Source organism: Carnobacterium mobile DSM 4848 (genome assembly GCF_000744825.1).
Classification (GTDB): Bacteria; Bacillota; Bacilli; order Lactobacillales; family Carnobacteriaceae; genus Carnobacterium_A; species Carnobacterium_A mobile.
In genome coordinates this window covers 591,283-607,722 of sequence record NZ_JQMR01000001.1, presented here as the reverse complement: position 1 = coordinate 607,722, position 16,440 = coordinate 591,283, and the positions used below count along the sequence as shown (strand labels likewise).

The 16,440-nt window shown below is 28.5% G+C and carries 16 protein-coding genes and 1 pseudogene; 11 read left to right on the top strand and 6 right to left on the bottom strand.

Features of this window, described 5'->3' with window-relative positions; genetic code table 11:
* Nucleotides 1-292 precede the first annotated feature (292 nt).
* The 4 genes from BR87_RS02720 to BR87_RS02710 all read right to left on the bottom strand — a co-directional run bounded on the left by BR87_RS02720 (nucleotide 293) and on the right by BR87_RS02710 (nucleotide 2,595).
* On the bottom strand, nucleotides 293-541 hold the full coding sequence (locus tag BR87_RS02720; RefSeq protein WP_035028304.1) for a helix-turn-helix domain-containing protein: 249 nt from the start codon (nucleotides 539-541) through the stop codon (nucleotides 293-295).
* Nucleotides 534-959: an RNA polymerase sigma factor gene (locus tag BR87_RS02715; protein ID WP_035028303.1), complete on the bottom strand. Its 426-nt coding sequence runs from the start codon at nucleotides 957-959 to the stop codon at nucleotides 534-536. Before BR87_RS02715 ends, BR87_RS02720 begins: the two co-directional genes overlap by 8 nt.
* A gap of 521 nt (nucleotides 960-1,480) precedes the next feature.
* Nucleotides 1,481-1,657 (bottom strand): helix-turn-helix domain-containing protein, encoded by a 177-nt coding sequence (locus BR87_RS13655; RefSeq protein ID WP_084683551.1) that lies wholly within the window; start codon nucleotides 1,655-1,657, stop codon nucleotides 1,481-1,483.
* Nucleotides 1,654-2,595, bottom strand: a complete 942-nt coding sequence (locus BR87_RS02710) for a helix-turn-helix transcriptional regulator (protein WP_035028301.1) — start codon at nucleotides 2,593-2,595, stop codon at nucleotides 1,654-1,656. Before BR87_RS02710 ends, BR87_RS13655 begins: the two co-directional genes overlap by 4 nt.
* Nucleotides 2,596-3,660: 1,065 nt before the next feature.
* Here BR87_RS02710 and BR87_RS13160 point away from each other — a divergent pair.
* Nucleotides 3,661-3,807: a hypothetical protein gene (locus BR87_RS13160; protein WP_169741130.1), complete on the top strand. Its 147-nt coding sequence runs from the start codon at nucleotides 3,661-3,663 to the stop codon at nucleotides 3,805-3,807.
* Between the two features lie 217 nt (nucleotides 3,808-4,024).
* The gene (locus BR87_RS12585; RefSeq protein ID WP_156959077.1) at nucleotides 4,025-4,513 is read left to right on the top strand and encodes a DUF6568 family protein; all 489 of its coding nucleotides are present in this window, start codon (nucleotides 4,025-4,027) and stop codon (nucleotides 4,511-4,513) included.
* Nucleotides 4,514-4,670: 157 nt separating this feature from the next.
* Here BR87_RS12585 and BR87_RS02700 read toward each other — a convergent pair whose 3' ends face one another.
* A complete protein-coding gene (locus BR87_RS02700; protein ID WP_035028299.1) occupies nucleotides 4,671-5,417 on the bottom strand; it encodes a halocin C8 precursor-like protein in 747 nt (248 codons plus the stop codon).
* 92 nt (nucleotides 5,418-5,509) lie between these two features.
* Here BR87_RS02700 and BR87_RS13005 point away from each other — a divergent pair, with 92 nt between their 5' ends.
* Nucleotides 5,510-5,680: a hypothetical protein gene (locus BR87_RS13005; RefSeq protein WP_156959076.1), complete on the top strand. Its 171-nt coding sequence runs from the start codon at nucleotides 5,510-5,512 to the stop codon at nucleotides 5,678-5,680.
* 543 nt (nucleotides 5,681-6,223) lie between these two features.
* On the opposite strand, the gene BR87_RS02695 is transcribed toward BR87_RS13005, so the two are convergent.
* Nucleotides 6,224-6,901, bottom strand: a complete 678-nt coding sequence (locus tag BR87_RS02695; RefSeq protein ID WP_035028297.1) for a hypothetical protein — start codon at nucleotides 6,899-6,901, stop codon at nucleotides 6,224-6,226.
* 325 nt (nucleotides 6,902-7,226) lie between these two features.
* Between BR87_RS02695 and BR87_RS02685 the strand changes: the two are divergent.
* The 8 genes and pseudogenes from BR87_RS02685 (at nucleotide 7,227) to BR87_RS02660 (ending at nucleotide 16,399) form a co-directional block, all read left to right on the top strand.
* Nucleotides 7,227-8,389, top strand: a pseudogene (locus BR87_RS02685) (IS3 family transposase).
* Between the two features lie 521 nt (nucleotides 8,390-8,910).
* Nucleotides 8,911-9,243, top strand: coding sequence for a hypothetical protein (locus BR87_RS02680; RefSeq protein WP_156959075.1), 333 nt, complete (start codon nucleotides 8,911-8,913; stop codon nucleotides 9,241-9,243).
* 70 nt (nucleotides 9,244-9,313) lie between these two features.
* Nucleotides 9,314-10,306, top strand: a complete 993-nt coding sequence (locus tag BR87_RS02675) for a Y-family DNA polymerase (RefSeq protein ID WP_425304604.1) — start codon at nucleotides 9,314-9,316, stop codon at nucleotides 10,304-10,306.
* A complete protein-coding gene (locus tag BR87_RS13650; protein ID WP_425304597.1) occupies nucleotides 10,299-10,553 on the top strand; it encodes a hypothetical protein in 255 nt (84 codons plus the stop codon). Before BR87_RS02675 ends, BR87_RS13650 begins: the two co-directional genes overlap by 8 nt.
* 7 nt (nucleotides 10,554-10,560) lie before the next feature.
* Nucleotides 10,561-10,731, top strand: a complete 171-nt coding sequence (locus tag BR87_RS13000) for a hypothetical protein (protein WP_169741129.1) — start codon at nucleotides 10,561-10,563, stop codon at nucleotides 10,729-10,731.
* Between the two features lie 749 nt (nucleotides 10,732-11,480).
* Nucleotides 11,481-12,764 (top strand): pyridoxal phosphate-dependent aminotransferase, encoded by a 1,284-nt coding sequence (locus tag BR87_RS02670; protein ID WP_035028291.1) that lies wholly within the window; start codon nucleotides 11,481-11,483, stop codon nucleotides 12,762-12,764.
* 69 nt (nucleotides 12,765-12,833) lie between these two features.
* Entirely contained in the window at nucleotides 12,834-14,618 is a 1,785-nt protein-coding gene (locus BR87_RS02665) for an ABC transporter ATP-binding protein (RefSeq protein WP_169741128.1), read from the top strand.
* Between the two features lie 20 nt (nucleotides 14,619-14,638).
* On the top strand, nucleotides 14,639-16,399 hold the full coding sequence (locus BR87_RS02660) for an ATP-binding cassette domain-containing protein (protein WP_035028289.1): 1,761 nt from the start codon (nucleotides 14,639-14,641) through the stop codon (nucleotides 16,397-16,399).
* Nucleotides 16,400-16,440 lie beyond the last annotated feature (41 nt).

The window sequence follows — 16,440 nt, the reverse complement described above, 5'->3', positions numbered from 1 at the left end:
TCTTGTCAATGGATCCTAGCGAGGTTATCACCATAATAACTTTTATGACAATTAGCGAATCGCTCGTTCAATCAAGAAGTCATGGCGTAATTATCAAGGCGCTCCACATTAACAAAGTGTATCTGATTTTTATCTATATGCTGCAACGGTATTTTTCCGTGCTTTCTTTTTCAATGAACAAGTAGGTAATCTATACCTATTAGAACTTATAAAGCATAAATTTGTTTATAAGCTCTAATAGGTATAGAAAAATGAAGGAGGAAGGAACACTCAAAAATAGTAGTGATACCAATTATAAAAATTTCAAAATAGCTGTCATTAATTTTGTTTCCAAACGACGATAAGTATAGTAATCAACAACTTGCTGTTGTATACCATTTGCATCATAAACAAACCGTAAAGCTAATTTTTTCATATAAGGCTCATACTGCTTCAAAATAAGATGAATAGCCTCTGCATTTCCATATTGAGCAGATTGGATAACTGAGAGAGATAAGAACTGATGGGTAAAAGAAGCAGGTGGATAAAAGGGCTTATTCATGCTCATGTTCCTCCATTTCAGTTTTCAATTCTTTTAATGCTACGCTCCGTCTATATTGAACGGTACTTCGAGCTACATCCAACGCTTCTCCAATCTCTTGATCCGTCATTTCTAGAAAGTAAGATAACAAAATGACTTTTTGTTTAGTATCAGAAAGTTTTTTAAGGGCGCTGCTCAAATGACTACTTTGCAAAGCCACTTTTTCATTGATTACGTGAAAAAAATGTTTATCTGTTTTATAGTCATCAAATACATAAAGCTGATTTAAATCCATATCCGATAAATCAGAAAAAGAAATTTCTACTTTTCTTTTTCGTGCCAGTTGTCTTTGAATGTCTTTTGCTTCGTTTCTTAGAACATGTTTACAATAACTATCAAATTCACTTATACGCCTTTTTTCATAGGCTGTGGGTGACATAATAATTCCCTCCATTTTTTCGAAACGATCATTATATGCTCTTGTTCCTCCTTCACTATTAGAACGAATTGAAAAGGAGGTTTTGCCAAGAAATAAAAAACTTAACTTATATAAAAAACGTTTCTAGTATTTTTAAGCAACAAAAAAAGTGTTAGCTTAAAAATCGTTAAGATTTTGCCAACACTAAAAGAGAGACTATTAATATATTATTTTTAAAAGTTTAGTTTTACTTCTTAAATAAAAAAATATACTATCAAACGGTCACGTTTTTCCAATAAAATCAAATTGTTTTTTGAATAATAACATCAGCAAGCGAAAAGTATCCATTTTCAAATTTAAAGATTCAATAATTTTTCATTCTCCTCCTTTTTCCTCCAGATCTATGTCTTAATTAAGGAAGAAACAGTATGAGCTTTGAACTTTATAAGAGGTAAAGAAGGAAAACTGCACAAATTAACGTAAATTAAATTTAGTAATAGCAATAATTAACTTTGTTTCCAGTCTACAGCGCATATATTCTTTCACAATTTTATGTAAAACTCTTTTCTCATATCACAAATGATTCTCAATGATAACTTATTTATATAGAGAGCATAACGCTTTAAAATTAGATTGACTGCTTCAATATATCCATTAATTGCCGAACAAATAACGAATAAGGGATTAAAGTTACAAGACAGAGCATTTTCATTTTTCATCCGTTATTTCCCTCAGTCATTGTTTTTTTAGTGTATTTCTCATTTTGGTAATGTTGAGACGAACGTACTAAGTAAGTTAATAAATCAGCTGATGGAGAGAAATGAACCATGTCTTTTAAATCCTCGTATATCGTCTCTATAACATGTACATTTTTATTTATTCGAGCCATAGATAAGGCATCATTATACTGTTCCAGATAAGAGGGATCGTCTAAAAAGTAAGAATTATATGCTTTTTCGTAAATAATATATTCCATTAATTCTGTGGATTGGTTCTTTTCATTTATATTAAGTGCTTCATTACATAAAAGAACTGCTTCTTGATATTTCTTTTCTAAGCTATAAAATTTGGCTGCATTAAAGAAAACTCGATTAAGCAGAAGGGGACAGTCTTCGATTGAACGAGCAATGTGAATAGACTCTTTATAGTGAACTAATGCTTTTTCATTATCTTTCTTTAGTTCATAATAAATACCGATACCATTCTTTGAAAGAGAAGTAAGAATATCAGGATAATGAGCTAGTTCCATTGCACGTTGAAAATGATAGAGTGCATCATCTAAATTAATTTCTGCTATGAGGAGAGTATTTCCTAAATAATAATGGATTTCGCGAAGTAAGTTTAAGTTCGTAACTTGGTCCATTTCAATCTCTTTAATTAGAATTTCATTTGCTTCAGTATGTTTTGAAACTAAACATAATTTTTTCACTCTTTGAAGAACAGATTTAACATGAGTCTCATAATCTTCGATAATGATTTCATCAACTTTAATGTTTAATCGGTTGCATATTTTGGCTAAGATATGAACATTAGAACAAGTTCCATTCCTTTCGATATTGCTAATAGTTGCTTGTTCACATATACCACCACATAAATCTTTTTGAGTATACCCTTTACTTTTTCTTAATTCACGAACTAATATGCCGTTAACTTTCATAAAAACCTCCCAAAAATGATTGAAGACACTTCAATATAGTAGTAAGATAGAGATAATATTAATAAGTGAGGTGATACCATGAATTTAGAACAATTAGTAGAGCTTCTTAGTGACCTACAACCTAATGGAAATACTTCCCATGTTTAAATTCTGCATAAGAATATAATATATATTATATTCAGTTAAGTCAAACTTTAAACTATTAAAGTTTGTATTATGGCACACAAAATATAATATGTATTATATTTTGTGTGCTGAGGAAGTTTATTCTACGACAAAGTAGTTGTTTTATCAAAACAGCTACTTCTTTTTTTAAAAGGATAAAATTTCACAGTTAAATAAAAAGATTCATTGAAGTAGTATGGAAGCTATAAATACCCTGAATCAGCTGTAGACAACGATTATATTTTAGAATCCAGAAAATTTTAGCTATAGTTTTAGACATAAGATTTCTTATATACATAAGCTTCGCGAATCATGTTATTGAGGCGTTGGATACAGTTATCTAGGGTTTTGTCGATAAAGAGGCAAATCTGTTAGCAACCTTAACTAAACACAACTTCGTTGTTCGTTCATTACTTAATCTTCAAGAGCATGAGTTTCTTGTGCTAATAAAAGACTGATTATTATAGATGAGTTCATGAATTATATTTATTTCAATACTGGTTTTGTAAAACTGAATTACGGTTCTAATATAACAAATCAAGTTCAATCCTTAAAAGAATTGTGTAAAAAAGTAAAAAAACTGGACCTATTTTAGTTGAGGTTTTTCAAATCTAGTGTTTCTAACTACTTTTTTTAATTTCATATAATTAGTAAACTGATTCTTAAAATTTTTTTGTACTAGAAAGTGTTTGTATTCTATGTTATCGATAATATTAGTTTTTGAAGATTTAGTAGTAAGCCTTTTTAGTTCTTACTGGCTTATATTAGGATAAAAGTAGCTTAAAATAAAACAGTCAATTAACGGTTGTTAGCCTGTACATCATTGTATACTTTTCATATTTTGGTATTTTAGACAATAGAAGTAAAAAAAGGATAGGACGTTTGCATGGAGGTTATTAAGTGAATAGGAGTTTACTCTTCAAGTTTCTCTCAGCTGTTATTTTTAGTCTCGTTATTTTTGAACTAATTACTCATAAAATAGTTGCAGGTTATAGCTTATTGATTTTAGGTTATTATTTACTTAGAAGATCAGATAAAGAAGAATAACAGTTTAATTTCAACAATATAAATGAATGATTGTTAAGATAAAAATATATTTTTGTTTTTTAGTGTATATAGTGCGAATAAGCTGAAGGGAAAGGCCTTGATGAAATCAGAAAAATCATTTATGACCCAAATCAGCTAAGTATAGTTGTCTAACAATTGAAAAAATTCAGATATTTGTGAAAATGAATAAGAAAAATTACATTAAGGAGGAATTTTTTTGAAAAAAATATTATCTTGTGTGACTTTAGTAATTGTACTATTCCTAAGTGGATGTAACAGTAACATGAATGTAGATATTGATTCACCTACTGATAAAGAATCTGTAGTAAGTAATACACAAAATGATTTAAGCAACGATCAAAAAAATGAATATAAAAAGAATACAAAAAACTTAACCGATATTTCTCCTTTAGGTTTAACCAAAAAGTTTGAAGAGGAAGATAAAGTTTATGTCTATTTTGGGAGAGCTATGTATCCTTATTGCAGAAATTTTGTAGCTAAATTAAATGAAGTGCAGAAAAAAAAGCAAACCGTGATTTATTATTTAGATACAGAAAATACGGATACTGATGTGAATATAAGTGAGATAAGAAATCAATTAGAAATTGAATTTGTTCCTAGTGTAATAAAAGTTTCTAATAATGGAGAAGTAGTAGAACATTATAACATGGACTCAAAAAATTTATTATTATTTTTTGAGGATTGAATAAAAAAATAATTAAAAGAAAGAAAGCTAAGCACTATCTATAATCTAGTAGTATAAAAAATTCGGAAGAAAAACCTATTAAAATATCTAGGCTTTTCTTCCGTTAAATTTCTTTAAATATTTTTCTTCATATCAATCATAAACTATAAAGCTTATATTACTTACATACATCATTCAGTACACTGTCAATTGGTTTATTTAATAATAATGCACAAATCGCTGCACAACCTAAACCAGCTGGTCCTGCTACAAGTCCTAAAGCCCCACAAGTGAGATAACATTGGGCAGTACCTGCGAAAGCTTTTAATGCATAAACTGCAGTTTCGCACCAACCAAAAGGTTGGATTCCAGCATCTTGGTCATTATCTAATAATTCTTCATAACTTTGCTCAGTAGAATTTAAATTATCTTTAACCAGTTCAGGCGTTAAAGAATAATCAGCAATTATTTCTCCATTATCTTCGATCTTTAATTGTACAATTTCGTCATCAATAGAATCTATGAAGACTTTTCTTACATTAACGATTTCTTTATCTTTTAAGTTAACCGCAAACATAACATTGCTTAGTCCATCTTCAGAATTTATTACTGGCAATGTTATGAACGCAAAATCAGAATCTTCAGTATTATCCTTTTTATCAGGAGCGTTGATAATCGCTTGGCTTTTATCAAATGTGCCACTCATTGTTTTAGTTTCGTTTTTGAAGGCATCTGAAGCATATACCATATTTTCTGTTTTCTTGATGTTTTCTTTGCTTCCGGTAGAATCAGGAGCTTCTGTTAAACAATCACTACAATTAGTATTTTCATTTAATTTGTTTTCATTAACAGCTGCAATTGCTGGACTTGATATGGAAAAAAGAACCGTTATAGACATTAGAGCGACAATAAGCTTTTTTAACATTTCTTTACCTCCTATTAGTTTTGATTTACAATATAATTATAACGAAAAAATATATAAGAATATTAATTAATATTCGGAAATGAGGAAGTTAAATGAAAATATGGATTGAAGCTTTGATATTTGGCTTAATTATGTCTTTATTCCAAATTTTAAGAGGAAAAGGCATCAATGAAGTCTTTTTTACATTCGTAGGATCTTTTTTAGGTGCATTCATTTACTTATACATCTATAGAGACAACAAAAACAGAAAGAAAGAAAACTAATTTTTATGTATAAGCATTTTTTGAAAATATAATATATATTATATTTTATCTTGTTAAAATCCTATTATTTTAGTTTTCCCCCCTTTTTATTAATTTTTTTAAACCCCATTTCTAAAAAGTAAGCAGTTACAATTACATTTTTAATGTAATATAACTCAAAAAACATATCAAATGTTAAGGTGCTGATATAATTCAAAAATATTTGTAAACTTATTTTCATATAGCCTACAATTAAACTTAGAACTGTTGCTTTTTATTAATACAAGAATTAGTTGTCAAATTGATATCAGCTACTGGAAATTACCGGTAGTGCCATAAATATTATTTTTGCTGATAAGGATTAGCAGAAAATGCATTAAGGAATAGAGATTAGTAGGTACTTGTAAGTAGTTAGTTTATATTTTAATGTAACAATAAATAAACTAAAAAGGCTTCAATTAAGTTCATATAAAATGATCTTAGTTGAAGTCTTTTTGGTTCTCGTTAATAGAAATGGAACTGATAATATTGTATTTTTGTTTAAGCAAGAAAAAGTTAAATGAATTATTTTTCAGTAATCTCTAATACACAACCGTCATAATAATATTTTACATCTTCTAAATAAAGAAATATTTGTTTTTTATTTGAATAAATTGATGTTCTAACTATAGGTATAGCTACTATAAGTATTGCTATTACATTAACTGTAACAAGTAGTAATGACGACATAATTTGTATTAATTGACTTAAATTCAAGGTTTCTGTTAATTGCGAAAAAAAATAATTTAAAAGAAAGCCTGAAGGGACCCAGAATAGAAAGAAAAATAATTTAGATGTAGAACTAAAAATAGAAGTGAGATAATTTATCTCTTTAGACAAATAGATTTCAATCTCATTTTGCAGCATCTCAATATCTTCTTTTCTTTTGAATCCATGTTGTTCTAAAACTTCTTTAAATATTGTAAGCTCATTGTGTGGAATAATTAAAGCTGTTTCTAACTTACTAGATTTGTAGCATATAAAAAGCATACAGACAAATATAACAAGAAGAATAATCCAATTCCAATTACCTAATCTACTATTACATATGACTAGCGTAATCAAAAGTAATTCAACAACGATAAAAAGACTGAAAATTAATTTGTTACTTTTTATAAAATAAAGAAGTTTATTTAAAGTTAATTTGTTACTTTTAAAGGTATCTCTTGCAATTTTTTCAATTAAATAATAAAAATTACTCATAGTTAAAAATTCCTTTCGAAATAAAGATAAATAAAAAATGAAAATAGCTTTATGATATGTCTTGTTTGATGTAATTATTAAAAAGGGAGTTATAGTATACTGTTAATATATTGGAATTGCAATAGTTTTTAAGACTAAAAAAGGTGCTACATTGAAGTAAAATTTAAATTAACGGAAAACTTAAATAAGAGGATATTCCTTACTGCATGGTTTAAAAAATATACTCTCCATATCTTTCATCAAATTTTTATGGATAGGCTACAATTAACTAGACAGAAAAATTAAGGTGTGTAGACTAGAAGAAAACATACCAGGAGGAATTTTTATGTCTAAGAGAACACGAAGAACTTTTTCACAAGAATTCAAGCAACAAATCGTCAATCTTTACTTAGCTGGAAAGCCACGTGTAGAAATCATTCGAGAATATGAACTAACGGCTTCAGCATTTGACAAATGGGTAAAGCAATCTAAAACGAGTGGTTCATTCATAGAAAAAGATAATCTTACGCCTGAACAAAAAGAATTGTTAGAACTACGTAAAAGAAACCAGCAATTAGAAATGGAAAATGATATTTTAAAGCAAGCAGCGCTGATATTCGGACGAAGAGACAAGTAATCGATGCGAATAAGCATCTTTACCCTATATCAGCGATGTGCAGAATATTAGGTCTATCACGTCAGTCCTATTATTATCAATCAAAACCAAAGAAAGACGAATCAGAACTTGAAGAAGCGGTCGCTGAAGAATTTGTCTGCAGCCGAAAGGCCTACGGCTCAAGAAAAATAAAAAAAGCCTTATCAAAACGAGGCATTCAGATCAGCCGACGAAAAATCAGTCGAATGATGAAAAATAGAGGATTAAAATCGAGCTATACTGTTGCTTATTTTAAAGTACATCGTTCTACTTGCAATGAAGCAAAAACGACAAACGTATTGAATCGTAAATTCTTAAGAGACAACCCATTAGAAGCGATCGTAACAGACTTGACTTATGTACGAGTCGGGAAAAGATGGCATTATATCTGTTTCATTTTGGATCTGTTCAATCGAGAAAATCTCGGCTATTCTTGTGGTGAACATAAAGATGCCGTTCTAGTAAAAAAGGCATTTAGCCGTATCAAACAACCTCTGACAGAGGTTGAGATTTTTCATACCGATTATGGAAAAGAGTTTGATAACCAAGCTATTGATGAATGATTAACAACTTTTGACATTAACCGATCCTTGAGTCATAAAGGCTGTCCTTTTAATAATGCCGTAGCTGAATCAACTTATAAGTCGTTGAAAGTAGAATTTGTCTATCAATACACATTTGAAACCTTACAACAATTGGATTTAGAGTTATTTGACTATGTCAATTGGTGGAACCACCTTCGGTTGCACGGCACACTTGGCTACGAGACACCGGTTGGTTACCGTAACCAGAGGTTGGCGCAGCGAATCCTTGATAATGAGCTCGGATGTGCTAACGCTAGCGCGGCAGTCTAACTTTAACCGTTGGCTCCTGCCGAAGATCGTCACATCCGAGGAGGCTCATTGTCAAGGACAATCGGAATAGCATACGAGAAGAAAATCAACACCTTATAAAATTTGTCAAAAAAACTGTTGCCATTCCAGTTATACCATTTTTAAAGGATTGCTTGTCGTGCTTTATTTTGTAGCACCTCTGGTTTATATCTGGTTGAAGTTTTTTGATGGAAAGTAAACATTAAGGATTTACATAAAAAATGTTGCCTCCAATATGATAATGAATCAGAAAAATTACAGATAGAAAAATAAACTAAAAAAAAGTAAAGGAAATGCATTTAGCTATATGAAGCAACCATTTTTTTAGAATGGTTGCTGTTTTATTTTATAACACATTAATCTATATATTACTTTGCAACGGGAACGTAAGTTCGTATAATTAATAAAAAAACAACATAAAGAAGGTGATTTGACTTGGAAAAAATTACCGAGAAAAAGATAAAACCATCAATCCATCTACTTCTGGTTACAACGATAGAAAAATGGCTAAGTGGCAAGGCATGTTATTATCCGAACATAGTGAAATGATGAATAATTTAAAGGTTAAAAATGAACAGAGCAATAATAAAAAAGAAAAACAATCACCAGAAACTATTTCGCAATTAGTAGAATCTTCTTACCGCCAAAATAGACCGATAGCAGTTCAAATGGGCTTGTTATTTAATGGCCTTTACGAAGAGGACATCATAGGAATGGTGTGTGGTTATTATGAAGGAAATGATTACATACAAACAAAAGAAGAATTAGTTATTTGCAATTTCGATTTAATACGGAATGTGGAGGAATATAAAACAACAAAATGGTTTGAGATATAAAATTTATTGGAGATTATTAAACTAGTTATGCTTTCTTATAATTGAAAAGGGTGTGTTAAGAGTGATAAAAATGGATTATTCCTGTCAACATAGGCGGGATCTTATTTGTATTGATGTAAAATCTTTTTTTGCTTCAGTTGAATCCGTAAAGAGAGGAATCCATCCTTTAAATTCTTATATAGTTGTTATGAGTAATCCTGAATTAGCGGGTGGATTAGTTCTAGCTGCTTCACCAAGAGTAAAGAAAGAGTATGGAATAAAAACCGGTTCAAGAAAACTTGAAATTCCAAAAAACTCAAAAATAGAAATAGTCGAACCGCGAATGAATTTATATATTCAAGTAAATGGAATGATTAATGATATTTTCAGAGAGTTTGTATCAGATGAAGACATTCATATTTATAGTATAGATGAAAGTTTTCTAGACGTTACTCACTCTCATGCACTTTATGGAACAACTTATGAAATTGCTAGAAAAGTACAGCAAACAATATGGCAAAGGTTAAAGTTGGTAACAGCTATCGGTATAGGTGATAATCTTCTGCTTGCCAAGTTAGCATTGGATAACGAAGCAAAAAATAAACGCAGTTTTATAGCAGAATGGCGATACGAAAATGTACAGAAAACTATATGGAAAATACATCCAATAACAGACATGTGGGGAATTGGAGAACGTACAGCGCATAATCTTTACAAATTAGGCATTAATTCTATTTATCAGCTTTCGCAATACGATGTAGCTGCTCTAAAAAGAATTCATGGTGTAATAGGAGAGCAACTTTTTTACCATGCTCACGGTATAGATCAAAGTATCCTATCCGAAAAAGATAGACCTCAAACAAAATCATTTGGAAAGAGCCAAATTTTAAAAAGAGATTATACCGAACAGTATGAAATTGAAGTCGTAATTAGAGAAATGGCTGATGAGATCTCTTCACGTTTAAGGCAACACCATGCAGAAATAAGCGTAGTACAGTTATCTATCGGTTTTTCTAGAGATATTGTTGACGAAGGTTTTAACCATCAGATGAAAATATATCCAACCTGGTTTACATTTGTTTAGAAGTCACTATAACGAACAACCTGTTAGACAAATCGCAATTCATTGCGGGAAAATAGATTATAAAAATAATTTACAATTAAATTTTTTTGAACCACCAGAAAAAACAATCCATAAAGAAGAGTTAGAAATAGTAATAGACAGAATCCGAGAACGGTATGGTTTTACTTCTTTAATGCATGCTAGCAGCTTATTAAGAGGCGGAACAGCCATTCAAAGAAGTCAAATGGTTGGCGGGCACAAAGGATAATGAAGAAATGACAATAATAGAAGAAATGATTCAAAATTATAATGAAAATAAACTATCATTAGAAGATTTACAAGAAGGTTTATGGGAGCTATCAGAAAATGCATTAAAATCTATTTTCGAAACAACTCTAAATTATTACCTATCATTATCCGAAAAACTGAGTATACCAAATAAATAATTTGGCTATACTTAGTTAAAATAAAGAAAATAGTTACTTTTTTCTAAAAATCTTAGTTTTTAAAGCCGTTAAGTAAAAAGAAGTACGGACAAAAAAACGGATGTACTTTTTTAAATTATAGAAATACTTAAACTCCTAGTACGCTTTATTAACTAAAAATGATGTAATGAATCATGTAAACTGGCTTATACTATGAGAAGAATATTTGTCAAAAAATAATATTTTTCTCGGAGCAAGTTTAAGTTTGTATTTTATTTATTTTAATTTCTTTAGTTAAAACTTCACTCGTTTCTGCATATTTTTCTTAATTTGCGAATCAGTTATCCGTTAACTTAAAAAAAACACAAAAAAAAAGTTGAAAGCGCTTCAATTTAGTAGTAAAATATAGTTAATACTAATAAATGAGGGAAACAACGTGAACTTAGAGCAACTAGTAATTCTTCTTATGGGCTTTCAATCTAATTGAAATATGTCAGGTGTTTAAATTTTGCTCTAAAATATAATATTTATTATATTTAGTTAAGCCAAGCTGCAAATTATCAAAAAGCAATTATTGCTTGTAAAATATAATATTTATTATATTTTACAAGCATGAGACGGTTTATTTTACTCTGTAAAGTATTAGTTTTGAGAACGAATCTATTTCTTCTTCAAAAATCACATATATTCACAATCGAATTAAACCTTTCATTGAATTTGCGAAACTATTGTGTAATATTCTATTTTTTAATTATTAGGAGATGATAATTTTGTATAAAAAAATTAACTGGAGTGAAACAGAGTACATTCAATTAGATTCTATTTTTTTTGAAAATGAAACTCAAAGTAGTTCTGAATTATCATCCGGTACAAACTTGTTGAACCCAACAACAATTATTAAAGATAATTTTTTAAGAAAGAATATAAGTATAAGCGATATTAATATTTACACTAGTCCCTTAGGAACTTCATCATTGAGAAATGCGGTTAGGCAATATGAGACTAGTTATTTTAATATAAATTTCCCTGATGATTATACTCCTTTTATGACTAGTGGTGCTGCAGATGGACTAAGAATTATTTTCCAGTTTCTTAAAGAGAAAGAAATGGATAATATTTTGGTTTTGGGATTGCAATATCCGATTGTTTTTCAGTCAATAACAAACGTAAATCTATCATTTTATCAACTACTTGGTCATAGCTTTAATGATGGATATCTTCCAAAACCAGAAGATATACAATGTTTTTTAGACGAATCAAGCATAAAATTTAGTGCGTTATTTTTAACTCAACCTAATAATCCTACAGGAACTCTATACAAAAACGAAGATTTTTCTAAAGTAGTTAGAATGTGCAAAAAAAATAATATTTATATTATATATGAAAAAATTGGATCAGACATTCCGTGTAGATATAGTGATTCTTCAAATATAGACCATGGATTTTCTATAGAGCTATATAAATACTGGGATAAATTTATTATTATTGATAGTTTATCAAAAAAAAGAGCTATAAGTGGTTTAAGAATAGGATATGTTCTAGCTAATAAAGAAGTATGTAACTATGCAAATCTTATTAGGTTTGGTGATTGTCCAATTACAATTGGACATGAGGCTATAAAAAAAGACTTGTTATTATCTTCTCTTGTCGCACTAGAAGCAAGGGGAAAGGTTACAAATTTAGTTCATATGAGTAGTTATGATGTCCAAAAAAAAGATATAAATGATTACAAAGAAACTATCTTATCTAACTTAAGAACTTTTTCGCTTACTTTATCAAAGTACATCGATAATATAACATGTATAGATTCAGGATTTAATTGTTTGATTAAATTAAACTTTTCGTGTAATGAATTTGAATTTGCAAAAGATTTATTTGAGTCTCAGAATTTAATTATATATCCACTTAATTGCTTTACATTAGTTCCAACTAAAAAATTAAAAGAAAATAAATTGATATTTAGACTTTCTTTAGCAGAAGAAGAAAGTACATTTAAAAAAAGCATCAATAGTTTGAATGAATATCTATCTAAGCTGGATGTTAATACTAAGTGACTTATTATATCGCCTATAATCATTAGTAAATATTTATGGAATTTTATAGAAAGTGAGAGAATGAATATTGTGAATGTTAAACAAATAATTCAAGCTCAAATATATACTTTAAAACTTATTAACAAGGTCACTAAGGGAAGAATCCCTTTTAGCATTGGATTAAATATAGCTAATGGCATAGTGGAGTTTACAAGCTCAGTTTTTTTGATAAGTTATATTATGAACTCTTTCACTAAAAATGTTGAATTAGAGAAAGTGATAGTAGTAGTAATTGGAATAGCATTTTGCAAACTTGTAACGAATGTAATGAATTCTTTCTTCGAGAACGTTTATGTAGAGCAATCAAATTTAAAAATACAAAAAAATGTTCTTGAAATGATTTATAGAAGGTCAATTAATATTGATATGGAAGAATTCGATAATCCAAAATTTTATGATACTTTTGTTAAAGTATTAGAACGGACTAGTGTTACAATTTTCGATTTATTAAAATTACTTGAAGAATCTGTAAAGCTTTTAAGTTATTCAATAGTAGCTTGTTACTTTATATATAAAATCAATCCTTTTTTCATTTTAGTTCTTATACTACCAATCATAGTAGGTGGGTTTGTTAGTAAAGAAATAACAAACATTGAGTATCTATTGTATGAAAAAAACCAAAAAGAGGAACGTAGAAGGTCATATATATTTAGAGTGTTTCATATGAAAAAGTTTGAAAGTGAGTTGTTTACAACTTCAATTGGTAACTTATTAATAAATAAATACAGCCAGTCTTCAGTAAAAATACAAAATCAATTAAGAAGAGATGGAAAAAAAAGATGGAAGCTTCAGTATTATTTTTATTTATCAAATGAAGTGATAACTGATTTAATTACATATGTTTATACAACGTATGAAGTTTTAATTAGTAAAAGACTATTATTAGGAGATTTTTTCCTATTAATTGATTCTCTAGGAGATGTAAGTCAATCTCTTAAGCGTATAGTTGCAATTATTATAAAAGTATATGGAAATTCAAGATATTTAGAAGATTTTAGATTGTTTCTCGAATATATTCCCAAAAGTGAAAAAAAAGAATCAAAAGTACTATCAAATATTAATAATTTAAACTTTTGTTTCAAAAATGTTTCATTTAGATATAACGGTAACGATAAAAATAGTTTGGATAATATTAATTTAAATATATCTAAAGGCGAAAAAATAGCTATAGTAGGAGAAAATGGTTCAGGTAAAAGCACATTAATTAAATTATTACTTGGTTTTTATGAACCGACTAAAGGAAATATATATTGTAACTCACAAAATATTACAGACCTTGATTCTAAGAGTTATAGAAACATTTTCTCAACTATATTTCAAGATTTTCAACTTTTTCCTTTTTCAATATATAAAAATATTACATTAAATAATGATAATGTAGTTGATATAAATGTTATTGATATACTAAAGGGAGTGGGATTATTTGATAAGATTGAAACGTTAAAAGAAGGGGTACAGACAGTTCTATATACAGATTTTGATAGTCAAGGTGTTGAATTATCGTATGGAGAAAAACAAAGGCTAGCTGTTGCAAGAAGTGTCTATCAAAAGAAAGAGATTGTTATTATGGATGAACCAACGAGCGCCATGGATCCAATTTCTGAAAGCAAACTATATGAACTAGTTAAAGAGAAATATTGGGAAAAAACTGTGATTTGTATATCACATAGATTAACAACTACTATGCAAGCCGATAAGATAATCTATTTAAAAGATGGATCAATTATTGAAAGTGGATCCCACGATGAACTTATTAGATTGAATGGGGAGTATGCTAAAAGTTTTAAAAGGCAATCTGAGAATTACTTAAATTAAAAAATCATAGAGGGATAAAGATGATAAAAATAATAAAAGAGAATTATTTTGTTTTAAAAAAACTATTTAAATTAAATTCCATTTTTATTGTGGTTGCAAGTATGGTTAGCTTACTAAACGGAGTTTCTATGGGTTTTGTGAATGTTATTTTTTTAGGCTATTTATTTGATTTAATACAAACAAAGGTTTCTTTTAGTTACTTAATTAATGTTTTTATATGGTTTGGTGGATACCTAGTTATAACTCATTTAATTTATTCATTATATGAAAAATACTATAAAGACATACAGATAGATAAGTTGAATAGTTCTATTAATGTAAAATTATTTCAAAGTGTCTTAAAAAGTATGGAAAGCATTAATGAAATACGTGAAGATTTTCTTTTCGTGTTTAAAGGAATTAAGAAAAAGGGACCTACGTATATCGATGAATGTATGAGTTTAGTTTTTAATATATCTATGCTTATTACGGTAATAGTATTTATGTTAAAAATGAGACAAAATTTTTTCATTCTAGTTTTTATATTTCAAGGGAGTTATACGCTATTTGAAAATAAGATAGCAGGTTTTAAAAGTGAGCAGACGGTTGCTGAAAAAAAATATTATAAAAAAAGTGAGTATATAGATAGGGTTTTCTATTTAAAAGAATTTGCTGGCGAAATAAGAATTCTTAATTTAAAGAATATCCTGTTATCAATATTTAGAAATAATATACAAGAATTTACTATTAAAAAAATGCATTGGGGAAAGAAAATTTTCTATTATCAAATGTTAGCTGAAGTATTTAAAATTGTTATTCTTTATGTGTCATTGCCCATATATGCAATGTACGAATTGTTTGTTCTGCGAACCATATCTTTAGGGTTATTTGCGGCAATAATGAATTCTATTGGTAGCATAGCCTTCAATTCATCAAGTATATCTAATTCAATAAAATTTTTCTCTGAGTCAAGTGTTTATATTGAAAAGTATAGAAAAATAGTGGTTAAAGAGGATAATATTATGGGAAATAAAAAACATTTTAAAGATAAGATTAATAAGATTTCGTTAGATAACGTGAGTTACAGATACAACAATCAAGAAGCAAATTCTCTAAATAATATATCAATTACGCTAATAAAGAATCAAAAAATTGCTATTGTTGGAGAAAATGGTAGCGGTAAAACAACTTTAATTAAACTTATATTAGGGTTATTAAAACCAACATCTGGACAAATCAGAATTAATGACACTGATTTTTCGCTTTTAAATAAAAATGATTATTATGACAAGGTAGGGTGTATTTTTCAAGAATTCAATGTTTTTGCTATAAGTGTTAAAGAAAATATATCATTAAAAGAAAATAATATAGATAGTAAAGTTCTTTGGAATTCTCTAAGAAATGTTGATTTAATAAAAATAATAGAAGGTTTAAAAAATGGAATAAAGAGCGAATTAACAAGAGAGTATGATAAACAGGGTGTCACTCTTTCAGGTGGTCAGAATCAAAAGTTAGCAGTTTCTAGAGCGTTTTACAGTAAATTTGACTTGATAATTTTAGATGAGCCTACAAGTGCATTAGATCCACAGTCAGAATATAATTTATTTAAAAAAATAAAAGAATATTTTACACATAATATTATGGTACTTATTACACATCGACTCTCTTCGGTTAAAGATGTAGATATGATTTACTTTATGAAGGAAGGGAGCATTTCTGAATATGGGAATCACGAAGAACTAATGAATAAAAACGGAGATTATAAAAAGTTATTTGAAATACAAGCTAGTAAATATAAGTAGTCATTAGTAAATTATATGTTTGTACAATAAGTAGACCTGAA